13 protein-coding genes are annotated in these 13,715 nt (G+C 45.8%); 3 read left to right on the top strand and 10 right to left on the bottom strand.

All coding sequences use genetic code 11. The features are described 5' to 3' along the window. Position 1 precedes the first annotated feature (1 nt). The 4 genes from proB to rplU all read right to left on the bottom strand — a co-directional run bounded on the left by proB (position 2) and on the right by rplU (position 2,914). Positions 2 to 1,129: a glutamate 5-kinase gene (proB, locus tag N746_RS0109365; RefSeq protein ID WP_029936011.1), complete on the bottom strand. Its 1,128-nt coding sequence runs from the start codon at positions 1,127 to 1,129 to the stop codon at positions 2 to 4. 7 nt (positions 1,130 to 1,136) lie between these two features. Further along, positions 1,137 to 2,171 carry an Obg family GTPase CgtA gene (gene cgtA / locus N746_RS0109370; protein WP_029936014.1) on the bottom strand — a complete coding sequence of 345 codons (1,035 nt, stop codon included), beginning with the start codon at positions 2,169 to 2,171 and terminating at the stop codon, positions 1,137 to 1,139. Between the two features lie 103 nt (positions 2,172 to 2,274). Next, the gene (gene rpmA / locus N746_RS0109375) at positions 2,275 to 2,538 is read right to left on the bottom strand and encodes a 50S ribosomal protein L27 (RefSeq protein WP_029936016.1); all 264 of its coding nucleotides are present in this window, start codon (positions 2,536 to 2,538) and stop codon (positions 2,275 to 2,277) included. Positions 2,539 to 2,599: 61 nt separating this feature from the next. Further along, positions 2,600 to 2,914, bottom strand: a complete 315-nt coding sequence (rplU, locus tag N746_RS0109380) for a 50S ribosomal protein L21 (RefSeq protein WP_029936018.1) — start codon at positions 2,912 to 2,914, stop codon at positions 2,600 to 2,602. A gap of 310 nt (positions 2,915 to 3,224) precedes the next feature. Between rplU and ispB the strand changes: the two genes are divergently transcribed. Continuing rightward, entirely contained in the window at positions 3,225 to 4,190 is a 966-nt protein-coding gene (ispB, locus tag N746_RS0109390; protein ID WP_029936020.1) for an octaprenyl diphosphate synthase, read from the top strand. A gap of 39 nt (positions 4,191 to 4,229) precedes the next feature. On the opposite strand, the gene N746_RS0109395 is transcribed toward ispB, so the two are convergent. The 4 genes from N746_RS0109395 to N746_RS0109410 all read right to left on the bottom strand — a co-directional run bounded on the left by N746_RS0109395 (position 4,230) and on the right by N746_RS0109410 (position 8,314). After that, entirely contained in the window at positions 4,230 to 4,817 is a 588-nt protein-coding gene (locus tag N746_RS0109395; RefSeq protein ID WP_029936022.1) for a hypothetical protein, read from the bottom strand. Positions 4,818 to 4,926: 109 nt separating this feature from the next. Further along, positions 4,927 to 6,102: a GGDEF domain-containing protein gene (locus N746_RS10730; protein ID WP_051678616.1), complete on the bottom strand. Its 1,176-nt coding sequence runs from the start codon at positions 6,100 to 6,102 to the stop codon at positions 4,927 to 4,929. A gap of 189 nt (positions 6,103 to 6,291) precedes the next feature. After that, positions 6,292 to 6,915 (bottom strand): single-stranded DNA-binding protein, encoded by a 624-nt coding sequence (gene ssb, locus N746_RS0109405; RefSeq protein ID WP_029936026.1) that lies wholly within the window; start codon positions 6,913 to 6,915, stop codon positions 6,292 to 6,294. A 4-nt stretch (positions 6,916 to 6,919) separates the two neighbouring features. Continuing rightward, the gene (locus tag N746_RS0109410) at positions 6,920 to 8,314 is read right to left on the bottom strand and encodes an MFS transporter (RefSeq protein WP_029936028.1); all 1,395 of its coding nucleotides are present in this window, start codon (positions 8,312 to 8,314) and stop codon (positions 6,920 to 6,922) included. A 75-nt stretch (positions 8,315 to 8,389) separates the two neighbouring features. On the opposite strand from N746_RS0109410, the gene N746_RS0109415 reads away from it, so the two are divergent. Continuing rightward, positions 8,390 to 9,085, top strand: coding sequence for an SIMPL domain-containing protein (locus N746_RS0109415; protein ID WP_029936030.1), 696 nt, complete (start codon positions 8,390 to 8,392; stop codon positions 9,083 to 9,085). Positions 9,086 to 9,228: 143 nt separating this feature from the next. Here N746_RS0109415 and N746_RS0109420 read toward each other — a convergent pair whose 3' ends face one another. Continuing rightward, positions 9,229 to 9,531: a hypothetical protein gene (locus N746_RS0109420; protein ID WP_029936032.1), complete on the bottom strand. Its 303-nt coding sequence runs from the start codon at positions 9,529 to 9,531 to the stop codon at positions 9,229 to 9,231. A gap of 256 nt (positions 9,532 to 9,787) precedes the next feature. Here N746_RS0109420 and uvrA point away from each other — a divergent pair, with 256 nt between their 5' ends. Next, a complete protein-coding gene (uvrA, locus tag N746_RS0109425; protein ID WP_029936034.1) occupies positions 9,788 to 12,595 on the top strand; it encodes an excinuclease ABC subunit UvrA in 2,808 nt (935 codons plus the stop codon). A 39-nt stretch (positions 12,596 to 12,634) separates the two neighbouring features. Here uvrA and N746_RS0109430 read toward each other — a convergent pair whose 3' ends face one another. Then, positions 12,635 to 13,693, bottom strand: coding sequence for an AI-2E family transporter (locus N746_RS0109430; RefSeq protein ID WP_029936036.1), 1,059 nt, complete (start codon positions 13,691 to 13,693; stop codon positions 12,635 to 12,637). Between the last annotated feature and the right edge of the window lie 22 nt (positions 13,694 to 13,715).

Genomic DNA, 13,715 nt, shown 5'->3' on the forward strand with positions numbered 1-13,715 from the left:
TTTAATACTCAACTAAAACCATATTGTCACGATGAATAAGTGACTCATCCCCCTCGTAGCCCAACAGCTCCAAAATTTTATGGCTAGGTTGGCGGAGGATTTTATGTGCTTCGTTGTGGTCATAATTTGCTAAACCACGTGCTATTTCTCGCCCATTTTCATCCTGACAAATAACCAATTCACCCCGTTTAAATTGACCATCTACCTTAATCACCCCAACGGGTAACAAACTGCGTCCTTGTTGCATCACTACTTTTACTGCGCCCGCATCCAAGGTTAAATAACCGCGCGCCTGCAAGTGACCCGCTAACCATTGTTTTCGTGCCTTCATCGGCTCTAAGTCGGGAACCAACAATGTACCTAGATTTTCGGCTGCAAACAACCGAGGCAACACATTCGGCTCACGTCCTGAAGCTATTAAAGTGGCTGTTCCAGAGCGTGCGGCACGCTTCGCCGCCATCACTTTGGTATACATACCGCCGCGACCTAACGCCCCACCTTCTGGGCTAGCCATGGCTTCAATATCTTTACGACTCACCTGCGCCTGCTCAATTAATTTAGCTTGTGGATTTTCGCGAGGGTTGGCGTCATATAATCCTTGCTGATCGGTCAAAATCACCAATACCTCAGCTCCAATCAAGTTCGCCGTCAAAGCCGCTAAGGTGTCGTTATCACCAAACCGAATCTCATCGGTCACCACCGTATCATTTTCGTTAATAATGGGAATAACGCCATGGGATACCAGAGTTTGAATTGTGTTGCGAGCATTCAAGTAGCGTGCTCGATTGGACAAGTCATCATGCGTCATCAAAATCTGCGCAGTATGTAAACCACTTTTAGCAAATTCGGATTCATAAGCCTGAACCAACCCCATCTGACCCACAGCGGCGGCCGCTTGCAATTCATGCAAAGCCGATGGTCGAGCCAACCAACCTAAACGTTTCATACCTTCAGCTACAGCGCCCGACGAAACAATGATGATTTCGATACCATGCTTACGCAGCTCAACCATCTGCGCAACCCACTTAGCCAATTCAGCTTGATTCAAACCCGAGCCATCATTGGTCAGCAAAGCGCTACCAAGTTTAATAACCCAACGTTTAGTCCTCGTTAAAGCTTGACGGTCCATGCGACTCTCACTCTTGTTCTTCTATGGCTTTCGTTTTATTAGCGATCAAAGCCCAAGAAATTTTTTGCATTAACTCATCCGTGCCTGTCCGCTCAACGGCTGAAATTCGATGAACTTCTCCAGTCCAGTTCAAACGCTGAATAATGTCATCACAACGTTCGTCAGCTTCTTCATTCAATAAAAGATCCGTTTTATTTAAAATTAACCAACGGTCTTTACCTGCGAGCTCTTCACTAAATTTTTCTAATTCTTTTTCGACTACATGAACCGCATCAACCGGATCAGAACCATCAACGGGTGCGATGTCTAAAACATGTAATAATAAACCGGTACGCGACAAGTGCTTAAGAAACTGCACACCTAAGCCTGCCCCTTCTGCCGCACCTTCAATTAACCCGGGAATATCAGCAATTACAAAACTGTTCTCGGCCGACACACGCACTACCCCTAAGTTTGGATAAAGTGTAGTGAACGGATAATCGGCCACTTTAGGGCGCGCGGCTGACACAGCGCTAATCAAACTTGATTTGCCAGCATTCGGCAAACCTAACAAGCCGACATCAGCCAACACCTTCATTTCTAATAGTAGCTCACGTGCTTCACCGTCTTCACCTAAAGTATGCTGACGTGGCGTACGGTTGGTCGAACTCTTAAAGTGGATATTTCCCAACCCGTGACGTCCACCTTTCGCCACCAAAAGCTCTTGGCCATTCTCAGTTAAATCACCAATCTGCTCTTGAGTATTTAAGTCTGTCACCATCGTGCCGATCGGCACATGAATTACCAAATCTTCACCGGCGCGCCCGGTTTTTTGGTTGCCCATACCGGCTTGGCCATTTTGGGCTTTAAAGCGTTTGGTAAAGCGAAAATCAACCAAGGTATTTAGATTGGCATCCGCCACAAAAATAATGCTGCCGCCATCACCTCCGTCCCCCCCATTTGGGCCGCCAAACGGAATATATTTTTCACGACGAAAACTGGCAATGCCGTTCCCACCACGTCCGGCTTCAACAAAAATTTGCGCTTCATCTACAAACTGCATGGTTCACCAACCTAAATTAACCGATTATTATTTTTTCAAACAAAAACGCCCCGCACAATTGTGTGCGGGGCGTTTTATTTTATCACGTGAACGGTCGAAACGATTAAGCAGTCTGCTCAACAATCTCAACGTAGGTACGCATTGGCTTACCCTTGGTCACGAATGCAACTTTACCTTCTGCTTTAGCAAACAAAGTATCGTCTTTACCACGACCAACGTTAACACCAGCATGGAACTTAGTACCACGCTGACGAACGATGATGCTACCTGCTGAAACAGCTTCGCCACCGAAACGCTTAACACCTAAGCGTTTGGCATTAGAATCGCGACCATTTCGTGTACTACCTGCGGCCTTCTTATGTGCCATGGTTCTATCTCCTGTAACAGGCCTTTAACTACCAGGCCTGGTTCTAGTCTAAGTTTAAAACTTAAGCTGAAATACCTGTGATTTCAACTTCAGTATAGTTCTGGCGATGGCCTTGCTTAGAACGAGACTTGTTCTTACGACGACGGAATTTGATGATTGTCACTTTTTTGCCACGACCGTTACCAATAACAGTTGCCGCAACTTTTGCACCTTCAACAACAGGCGTGCCTAACTTAACAGACGCGCCTTCACCGACCATCAAGACCTCGTCAAATTCAACTTTGTCACCTTCATTAAGACCTAAAGTCTCAATGCGCAAAGTTTGACCTTGACGTACTCGATATTGCTTACCACCGGTTTTAATTACAGCATACATTTTTGTACATCTCCCGGATTGAAAATTCTGTTCATTTGGACGAATCGTATAATAGATCGAGTCATCGCTACAGTAAAGGCGGGATTATATAGAGTTTTATTTGCCAGGTCAAAGCAATTACACAAATATTTTATGACCATCCAACCACCAGGCCTGGTACTATCCGAATTCAGAACCAATTATATAAAAAAACCCACAAAGTTGTTCAAAACCTTTCCAAAGCCCTCGAATCATAATAAACTTCACAATCGTTTATACGCCGATAAATTTGCCAAACTGGCCGACTTCAAAACCTAAGATACTTAATATTATGACGCTGAATGACATTCGCCAACTGATTCAATCTGACATTGAAGCCACCGATCAATTAATCCTTGAACGCCTAGCGTCCGATGTGATTTTAATTAACCAGATCGGCCATTACATTATTAATAACGGCGGCAAACGTCTACGGCCTTTAATTGTTTTATTAAGTGCGCGCGCCTGCCAGTATAGTGGCGAGCAGCATCGCGTGATGGCCGCGGTTATTGAATTTATTCATACCTCTACTCTACTACACGATGATGTTGTGGACGAGTCCGACACTCGTCGTGGCAAAAAAACGGCCAATGAAGTCTGGGGCAATGCCGCGAGTGTTTTGGTGGGGGATTTTTTATATTCGCGTTCGTTTGAAATGATGGTGGAACCCGGCATTATGCGCATTATGCAGGTCATGTCCGAAGCAACCAATGTGATTGCTGAGGGTGAAGTTTTGCAGTTACTTAACTGTCACGATGCCGATACTGATGAAGCTCGCTATATGGAAGTCATTCATCGCAAAACCGCCAAGTTATTTGAAGCCGCGGCCCAAATGGGGCCAGTTTTAACTCAGCAGCCTGAGCTGGAAAAAGCATTTGCTCTTTATGGACGCCACCTCGGAGCCGCCTTTCAGCTGATTGATGATGTATTAGACTACACAGCTAGCAGTGAAGAATTAGGTAAAAGCATTGGGGATGATTTAGCGGAAGGCAAACCAACCTTGCCATTGATTTATGCGATGCAACACGGTCAGGACGCGCAAAAACAAATCGTCAAACGTGCGATTGAGACCGACGGCATAGCCTTGCTCACAGAGGTGACCGACATTATCAAACAAACCGGTGCGATTGAGTTCACGCAACAAAAAGCTAAACAAGAAGCTGAACTGGCTAAACAAGCCTTAGTTAATGTTCCAGATTCGAAATACAAACAAGCCTTGATAGCCTTAGCGGATATGGCAGTCAATCGCCGCCATTAAAGACGTTCGATTTAATGGCTGGGCGTCAGCAAGGCTAGGTTACTTTGCAGACTTAGCCTTACTTGAATCCACCATCTCTTCGACCACGCCCTCAATCTGCTCGCGCAACTGCGCTTCATGCTCTTCACGGCGCGCCTCAACGAACTGTTTATAAAGCTCCAAGTTATTAAGCTTGGTTTTATTCCAGTCAATCCGACGCAACAACCAGCGCGTCATGTAACGCACAATTTTCAGCTGGTCGGCAGACTGATAAAGTAATTCTGGACGCGGACGCAGGCCATGAATACGCTCGACGACAATCGTCTGATTTTCAACGTCGGTGCGAATACGCAAAAATCCACTTTGAGTATCATCAAAACTAATGCTGTAATACACTCGCACAATTTGGTTGAGGTTGAAAATCGCTTTCGCCAAAATCGTTGACTCACGTTTGCCGTTCACCCCCACCGTGTTGATGAAAATGTTCTGTGCCTTAATGGTCCGGAAAAACTGCTCAACCTCATCAATCGGCACGTCTTGATAGCGAATTTCAGTTAGGCGCTCTGCATTCTTCAAAGCATCCGAACGCCGCTCTAAAGATTTAAAGAAAAATTTAACCGCAGGGGTGATATCGTTTTGCGTACTCATAATTTACCTCTAACACCTTAACGACCAATGACGCCAAAGCTTAAACCCCTATACTCTTTTTTGTTCAACCGAGTGTTTCATTTGTTTGGTTCAATTTAATTTGTACCTGTCACACGGGCAATGACTCTTTAACACTCACTCGGTTTCGACCATTTTCTTTACTTTTATAAAGCATGGCATCGGCTTCTGCGATCAGCTCGACATAATCATTCATGTTAAAAGGAGTACGCGCACTCACGCCAAAACTCATAGTGATTTTTTGTTCGGATTGACCAACATCAAACGACATCGCCTCTATTTTTTGCCTTAAGTGTTCAGCTAGCTCAGTCGCCTCAGTTAAACCTGTCTCCGGCAAAATCAGAATAAACTCCTCGCCACCATAACGATGCAAAGCATCACTGTAGCCCACATTCTGAATAATCAACTGAGTAATATCCACCAACACTTTATCGCCGGACTGATGGCCATACTGATCATTAAAGTCTTTAAAGTCATCTATATCGCACATGATTATGCTGACGGGTTTTTCATCAATCAAGTGAGTTTTCCATACTCGCTTAATCATCTCATCAAAATGGCGTCGATTATGAATACCCGTTAAAAAATCCGTATTGGAGGCTTTTTTAAAGCCCAGGTTAGACTCTTTTAGACTTTCAATTAACTGATCATTTTCGAGTCGTTGCATAATGTTTTTTCGATGCGTGAAATTAAGCTGTCGAGCTTGCTCGTACAACATCAAAGCAAACACCGCCAAAATCACCACCATCAACATGGACTCATAAGTCAGCTTTTCAAAGTGATACAACATGTAACTGCCCAGATAAGGCACGGAAGACAAATAAAAGGCGGGTAAAAAATAAGCCGCGTAAACCGCTGAACCAGCAGCCAAGCCAAACACCATAATACTGACCGCTAAAGATTCGAAGGGGAGCGCTTCAAAATCCAAAAAAAACACCGTCATCCCCCATAACACACCATTCACCAATGAGGTGACCAAGGACATTTGCTTCATCCATGATTTCTGACGTGTGGTTTCATCCGCCCCTAGCCAATAGCGAATAAACACAAAGCGTACGGAAATATTAATCGCCAAAATACCGCCCCAAACAATTAATCCAAGAGACGGTACTTTTGAATAAAACAAAAATACAAAAATCAGACCAAAGATAGCGTGGGTATAAACCGTTCCTAAGGCTTTAGAATAAAGATCATAGGCCAGTAAACGCTCAACCTCCTTTTCTGACACTGTCGGCTTGTTAATTAGAGTTTGTTTTGGTTGCGGCACGGAATATCATCCAGTTATTTTTAATTTATGAATTATGGTAGCAATATAATCAAATTCGAATCAATAAACCACTTTTTATGAACCTATATTTACCCGCTCAATGCGAATTTTAACTAGTCCAAAAACAAAAAAACCCTGGTATACAGGGCTTTAAAATCTTTTTATCAACAATTTAAATTATTGCAAGACTTAAAATGGAACGTCATCATCATCGAAATCATTCGGTTGATACGCGGGACGAGCTGGGGCTTGTTGCGGCTGGCCTGCTGGGCGCGGTTGTTGAGCGGGAGCGCCGCCGCCCATTGGAGCTTGTGCATAACCCCCCATTCCACCTTGTGGCGCGGGACGCGACTGTTGAGCTGGGCGAGCTGGTGCTTGTTGCGCCTGTCCAAACCCACCATCATATGCACCATGGCTTTGATCAAAGGCGACATCACTTGGACCGCCAGCTTGCTGCCCACCACGATTACCGCCGCCTAACATTTGCATCACACCGTTAAAATCCAATACCACTTCAGTTGAATAACGATCCTGACCACTAGTCTGATCTTGCCATTTGCGGGTTTGTAGCTTACCTTCTAAGTAAACCTGTGAGCCTTTAGTCAGATACTGTTGAGCGATTTCGGCTAATTTTCCAAAGATCACCACACGATGCCATTCGGTTTTTTCCTGTTTTTCGCCAGTGGCACGATCGTTCCACTGCTCACTAGTAGCCACGTTTAAGTTTGCGATTGCGGTGCCGTTAGCAGCAAAACGCACTTCTGGATCACGACCCAGGGTACCGACTAAAATTACTTTATTGACTCCACGCATAGCTCTACTCTCTTACCTTTGCTTCTTGAAAATATTGAATCAGGGCTTCTTCATCAACGATTTTACGATCAATTTTAAAATACGCTCTTTGCTCTTCGGCGATCACCACCGCTTCGAACACACCATCATACGCACACATTTTTTGCTGTATGTCTTCAACCTCATCCGGTTCGATCGAACCAATTGATACCGATGCAATGCTCCAAGGCATGGGTTTTTGCATAGTCAGAGCCAACACGAACCACAAACTTCCGATCACAACGGTAAATGCGAACACACCATTATAACCATAGCCTTGATACAAATAACCACCAATTGCACCACCCACGGCGGCACCTAAAAACTGACTGGTGGAATACACGCCTGAGGCGGTGCCTTTTTTATCCGCTGGGGATAACTTTACCACCAAAGAGGGTAAAGAAGCTTCCAACACATTAAAGGCGGTAAAAAATAATAGCAACCAAACAAATAACCAGGCATAACTTGTGTGCCATTGGCTCATGCCTAACTGGGCGAGCGTAATCATTAAAATCGCCCCGGCAAATACCATTTTCATGCGGCCAAAACTTTCAGCCTGAATAATTAACGGAACCATTAATACAAACGACAACAACATAACCGGCAAATAGACTTCCCAGTGGCTCAACGAATCTAAACCAGCTTGGTCACGCAACATAAACGGCACCACAATAAACATGGCAGTCAATACCGCGTGCAATACAAAAATACCCACATCCAAACGCAATAATTGAGTGTTTCTCAACACCTCCATAAACTGCGCTGGTACGGCTTGAGCTTCACGCTGAAACTGTTGGTTTTTGATTTCCGGTACGGCAAACACAACCAATAAAGCGCCAACAACCGACAAGCCTGCGATCACCCAGAAAATACCGCGTACGCCGACCCATTCCGCCAAAATCGGCCCGGCCACTAAGGATAAGGTAAACGACAACCCAATCGTAATACCCACAATCGACATGGCACGCAAACGATAAGGTTCGCGCACTAAATCCGCCACACTGGCGGTTAATACCGCCGCCACCGCGCCCATGCCTTGAATCGCACGCCCGATAATCATCATCTCAATCGAATCCGCCACCGCACACACAATCGAGCCGATAAAAAAGACCGCCATACCCAGTAAAATTAACGGTTTACGACCAAACCGATCCGACAACATGCCATATGGAATCTGTAATAAGGCTTGGGTTAAACCATAGGCACCAATCGCCAAACCAATTTGTAAGCCGGTAATACCTTGAAACTCTTGCTCGGCAAACAGCGCAAAAACTGGGAAAATCATAAACAAACCCAGCATGCGCGTGGTAAAAATCCCCGCAATGGAGAAAGTGGCACGTCGCTCATTCGGATTCATGCGACGAGATAACATTTCAGACATAACTAACCTTTTATTCCTAAAACCAATAGGCACTATAATAAGTGGGCAGATTATAACACTTAGGAAGCGTAAAACATGAAAAGCCTCAACGCCTCAAACCCAAGCTTTACAGTTCACTCGTTCATGCTTTGGGCTTGTTTGACGCTAATACCAGGCCTGGTATTAGCCGACCCGACCCCTCATCGCATTAGTTTTAGTGTGACCGAGCAGCAAACCGTCAAAAATGATCGCCTGCATGTTGTGTTTGCAGCCCAGTACCAGGCCAGCACGGCTGAGCAAGTGAGTCAACGCGTTAACCAAATCATGCAAACCGCGTTAAGTGAACTGTCAAATGAATATCGTCAATACGCCCAAACTGGTACATACCACATACGCCCACACTTTCAACGCGATGGCCGCATTAGCGAATGGTCAGGGCAACAAAACTTAATCCTTAACCTACCCAAAGATGGGGTGGATATTAGTGGCGTACTGAGTAATCTACAACGCCATTTAATTTATCAATCGGTTCGGGCTGATATCAGCCCAGACAAGCGCCAAAAGATCGAACAAGATCTGCAATCTCAAGCCATTAAAAAATACCAACAGCAAGCGCAATTTCTGGCTCAAGCCTTTAATGAAAAACGCTACCGCCTAGCCGAAACACATCTGCAGCCCAGTCATGCGATGCAACCCCGCAACCTAATGTCAAGCGAATCGAATGCGCCAAGCATCGAGATGGGATCACAAACACTGAGCGTAAAAATTGATGGTGTGTTAGAAATTTACTAAAGGACGGAATAGGTAACGCGTGATAATTTTTGGGTAGCCCGATCAGCTGAGTGTCATAAACGGCACTCAATGTGAAAGCTTAAGAGCAGCCGTTTATCACGCAAGATTTGATGTATCGGTTAGTGGAAATGTCACCGAAGCGATCAATAATTTGAAGCGGTGATTAGATGCGATTCGATGAGTTCACTGATGAACGATGGATTCACGCCTTGAGCGATCACGTCATCAATCCAAAGCGCTTGTTTTTGACCGGCTTCATAATAAGCAAAGCCAACCCGATACTCATCTTCTAAACGCGCTAACATCATGATCATTTTTCGGCCACTGGGTGTATGAATTAAATGGCAGGCCTGGTTGTCTGCAATATCAACTTTAATATCATCCATCGGCTTTTCCACCATCGCCTGATCCACAACCGCATATAAATCTTTATAAGTTTCTATCATTGTTTTTATACCTTTTTAAAGCGCTCATTAAACCATAATTTTTAACCAAATTAATCTTACTCAGCAAAAATCAATTCGCAACGGCTGCACTCGAATCTTTCATTCTTGCTGTTTATTGTGTTCGCATAATAAGTCGGACTGATTTTAACACTACTAAGCATCAATTCGGAGTTCATAGCAATCAATCAAACGCCTGATCGTCGGCAAAAAAACAAACATGTTATAATTTCTCTTTTGCGCAAATTGTTGGTTGACCATGCTTGAGAACATCATTATTCGCGGGGCGAGAACCCATAATTTAAAGAACATTGACGTCACATTACCGCGCGACAAACTCATTGTCATTACGGGGTTATCGGGTTCAGGTAAGTCGTCCTTGGCCTTCGACACCATCTATGCCGAAGGCCAGCGTCGCTATGTCGAATCCTTATCGGCTTATGCACGCCAGTTCTTGTCGGTAATGGAAAAGCCCGACTTGGACCATATCGAAGGTTTATCGCCCGCGATTTCGATTGAGCAAAAATCCACTTCTCACAATCCGCGCTCGACCGTGGGCACGGTCACCGAAATTTACGATTATTTGCGTTTGCTCTATGCGCGCGCCGGTACACCACGTTGCCCAACACACGATGTCGATTTAGAAGCCCAAACGGTCAGCCAAATGGTCGATCGAACCTTAGAACTACCAGAAGGCACAAAATGTTTATTAGTGTCGCCGGTGGTACGTGGCCGTAAAGGCGAACACCACAATTTGTTAGACGAGTTACAAGCCCAGGGTTTTATTCGAGCTCGGGTAAACGGTCGCCTTATGGATTTAGATGGCACGATTGAACTGGATAAAAACAAAAAACACGATATTGAAGTGGTGATTGACCGCTTTAAAGTACGCGCCGATTTAAAACAACGTTTAGCCGAATCGTTTGAAACCGCGCTTAAAATGTCGGATGGTATCGCGCAGGTTTTGCCGATGGATGATGAAGACGATTTCGCCTTGTTATTTTCCGACAAATTTTCCTGTCCGCACTGTGGCTACAGCGTGCCAGAACTCGAGCCGCGTTTATTCTCTTTTAACAACCCGCACGGCGCTTGCCCTACCTGTGATGGTTTAGGCGTAAAAGAAAGCTTTGATGCCGAACGCGTGATCACCCATTCCGAACTCAGTTTGGCGGGAGGAGCCATTCGCGGCTGGGATCGTCGTCACAAATATTATTACGATATTCTGATGGCGGTGGCCACGCATTATGGTTTCGACATGGAAGAGTCTTGGAATGAGCTAGACGACAAATACAAACAGATCGTACTGTTTGGTTCTGGCAAAGAAAAATTACCGCTCCCCCATGGCAAATATTCCGAAGTACGCCGTTTCGAAGGCGTATTGCCTAATATGGAACGTCGCTATACCGAAACCGAAAGCAAAACCGTACGCGATGAGTTAGACAAATATCGCGTGACCACGCCGTGCAAAACCTGTCATGGTGAACGCCTAAATGAGGCGGCGCGCCATGTATTTGTTGCTGATGTTAGCCTGCCTAATTTAACCCACCGTTCGGTGGGCGAGCTATATGACTTTTTTGATAGCTTGACTTTACCTGGCTCAAAAGGCCAAATCGCCGCGCCAATTGTGAAAGAAGTGCGCCAGCGCTTATCGTTTTTGGTCAACGTTGGTTTGAATTACTTAACACTGGATCGCAGCGCCGATACCTTATCCGGCGGCGAAGCCCAGCGTATTCGTCTCGCCAGCCAAATTGGCGCCGGCCTGGTGGGCGTTATGTATGTGCTGGACGAACCTTCCATTGGTTTGCACCAACGCGACAATGACCGCCTATTAAAAACTCTCACGCACTTACGCGACTTGGGCAACACCGTGATTGTGGTTGAACATGACGAAGACGCGATTCGCGCCGCTGATTATGTGCTGGATATCGGTCCAGGTGCGGGTATTCACGGCGGGCGCATTATGGCGCAAGGCACACCAGACGAAGTCACCGCCAATCCGCAATCGCTCACCGGCCAATATTTAAACGGCACGCGTTCAATTGCGATTCCAAGCGAGCGCTTACAACCGTCTAAAAATTGGTTGCGCATTATTGGCGCAAGCGGCAATAACCTGCAAAACGTCACCCTAGAAATTCCTGCTGGCTTATTAACCTGCATTACCGGCGTGTCGGGATCAGGCAAATCTACCCTGATTAACGGCACCCTGAGTAAAATCAGCGCCAACGAACTCAACGGCGCAATGCACACCCCCGCCCCTTATAAAAAAGTCGAAGGCCTAGAGCATTTCGATAAAGCGGTAAATATTGACCAAAGCCCGATTGGGCGCACACCGCGCTCTAACCCGGCGACCTACACTGGCTTGTTTACACCGATTCGTGAACTACTCGCCACCACGCCAGAAGCCCGCGCGCGCGGTTATAATCCGGGGCGCTTTAGCTTTAACGTCAAAGGTGGTCGTTGTGAGGCTTGTCAGGGCGACGGCGTATTAAAAGTCGAGATGCACTTTTTACCGGATATTTACGTGCCTTGCGATGTCTGTCACGGCCATCGCTACAACCGTGAAACTTTGCAAATTCAATACAAAGGTAAAACCATTCACGACATTCTAGAAATGACGATAGAAGATGCGCGTGCCTTTTTTGATGCGATTCCAAACTTAGCTCGCAAGCTTCAAACCCTAATGGATGTAGGCCTGGGTTATATCAAACTCGGCCAAAGTGCCACCACCTTATCCGGCGGCGAAGCCCAACGCGTAAAACTGGCAAAAGAACTCTCCAAACGAGACACCGGCAACACCCTGTATATTTTGGACGAACCCACCACCGGCTTACACTTCCACGATATTGAACAGTTGATGCAAGTGGTTTACGAGCTTCGTAATCGCGGCAACACGATTGTAATTATCGAACATAACTTGGATGTGATTAAAACCGCCGATTGGATTGTCGATCTAGGCCCAGAAGGCGGCGGTGGCGGCGGCCAAATTGTCGCCACCGGCACACCTGAGGACATAGCGAACAATCCGGCTTCGCATACTGGCCACTACCTAAAAACCTGGTTGAAATAAACTAAAATTGGCTAGGCACCAGGCCTGGTGCCTAGGTTTTTAACTGGTTTTTTGACCGACAGGTTGGCTTTCAGCATCAACCGAGGGCGCATCATTGCCTAACATAATCGCTACCCAACGGGTGCCTTCGTATTGCTCTAGGCCGATCTTGACAATCATGGTCAACGGAATCGACAAGAACATGCCAACCGGGCCAAATAACCAACCCCAAATCAATAAAGACAAAAATACCACCAGTGGCGACAAACCTAAGCCTTTACCCATAAATTTGGGTTCAAGCAAGTTCCCCATTACCACGTTAATCGCCAGATAACCCAAGGCCACCAGTGCCGCATCCGCAAATCCAAGCTGAACCAAAGCCAGCAACACCGCAGGTACTGCCGCAATCAACGAGCCCACATTCGGAATAAAGTTCATCAACATTGCCACCAAACCCCAAAGCACAGGGAAATCAACGCCCAGCACATACAGCCAAGTGGTAACCAGCGTCCCGGTAATAAAACTGATAATGGTTTTGATCAGCAAATACTTGTTCACACGCGCCATAAAGCCGTTGGTGGTATCCAGCGTAAATTGCGCATCGGGCATCGCGGCTCTAAATTTTCGGGGAAAACTCGCCTCTTCCATCAAAATAAAGATGACAATAAAGACCACCAAAAACACATTGGTTAACAAAGAACTCACCGCGGACAAAGCCGCCCCTAAAGAACCGATGACATTAGACGGATTAACATGTTCCATTAACATTTCACGACTCATCGGAAAGTTCAAACTTTCTAATACTGGCACTAAACCCGACAACATGCTTTGAAAGCGCTGTTGATAATTGGGCATTTGTGCAATAAAACTATCAATCGATTGGGTCACGATCAAAACCAAGCCGCCCCCAAACACAATCAATACAAACAACACAATCAGCACCGCCAAAAACGACGGTACACCGCGGGTGGTCATCATGCGCAAAAACGGCGTACTGATTATCGCCACAAACAAGGCCAACATAATCGGAATCGTAATGGTTTCAGCGGCCTTCAATCCGGCCAAAATCACAATCACACTCGCCAGACCGACCAACCAAATCACGCCTCTATTTTCCATCTGAGTTTGCTCCTATTATTTT

It is taken from the genome of Thiomicrospira pelophila DSM 1534 (genome assembly GCF_000711195.1).
GTDB lineage: Bacteria > Pseudomonadota > Gammaproteobacteria > Thiomicrospirales > Thiomicrospiraceae > Thiomicrospira > Thiomicrospira pelophila.

What these genes read in the sequence shown, in the direction of transcription:
- cgtA (WP_029936014.1), bottom strand. Translation starts at nt 2,171, where the DNA reads ATGCAGTTTGTAGATGAAGCGCAAATTTTTGTTGAAGCCGGACGTGGT.
- proB (WP_029936011.1), bottom strand. Translation starts at nt 1,129, where the DNA reads ATGGACCGTCAAGCTTTAACGAGGACTAAACGTTGGGTTATTAAACTT.
- N746_RS0109420 (WP_029936032.1), bottom strand. Translation starts at nt 9,531, where the DNA reads ATGATAGAAACTTATAAAGATTTATATGCGGTTGTGGATCAGGCGATG.
- uvrA (WP_029936034.1), top strand. Translation starts at nt 9,788, where the DNA reads ATGCTTGAGAACATCATTATTCGCGGGGCGAGAACCCATAATTTAAAG.
- N746_RS0109410 (WP_029936028.1), bottom strand. Translation starts at nt 8,314, where the DNA reads ATGTCTGAAATGTTATCTCGTCGCATGAATCCGAATGAGCGACGTGCC.
- rpmA (WP_029936016.1), bottom strand. Translation starts at nt 2,538, where the DNA reads ATGGCACATAAGAAGGCCGCAGGTAGTACACGAAATGGTCGCGATTCT.
- ssb (WP_029936026.1), bottom strand. Translation starts at nt 6,915, where the DNA reads ATGCGTGGAGTCAATAAAGTAATTTTAGTCGGTACCCTGGGTCGTGAT.
- N746_RS0109395 (WP_029936022.1), bottom strand. Translation starts at nt 4,817, where the DNA reads ATGAGTACGCAAAACGATATCACCCCTGCGGTTAAATTTTTCTTTAAA.
- N746_RS0109430 (WP_029936036.1), bottom strand. Translation starts at nt 13,693, where the DNA reads ATGGAAAATAGAGGCGTGATTTGGTTGGTCGGTCTGGCGAGTGTGATT.
- N746_RS0109415 (WP_029936030.1), top strand. Translation starts at nt 8,390, where the DNA reads ATGAAAAGCCTCAACGCCTCAAACCCAAGCTTTACAGTTCACTCGTTC.
- rplU (WP_029936018.1), bottom strand. Translation starts at nt 2,914, where the DNA reads ATGTATGCTGTAATTAAAACCGGTGGTAAGCAATATCGAGTACGTCAA.
- ispB (WP_029936020.1), top strand. Translation starts at nt 3,225, where the DNA reads ATGACGCTGAATGACATTCGCCAACTGATTCAATCTGACATTGAAGCC.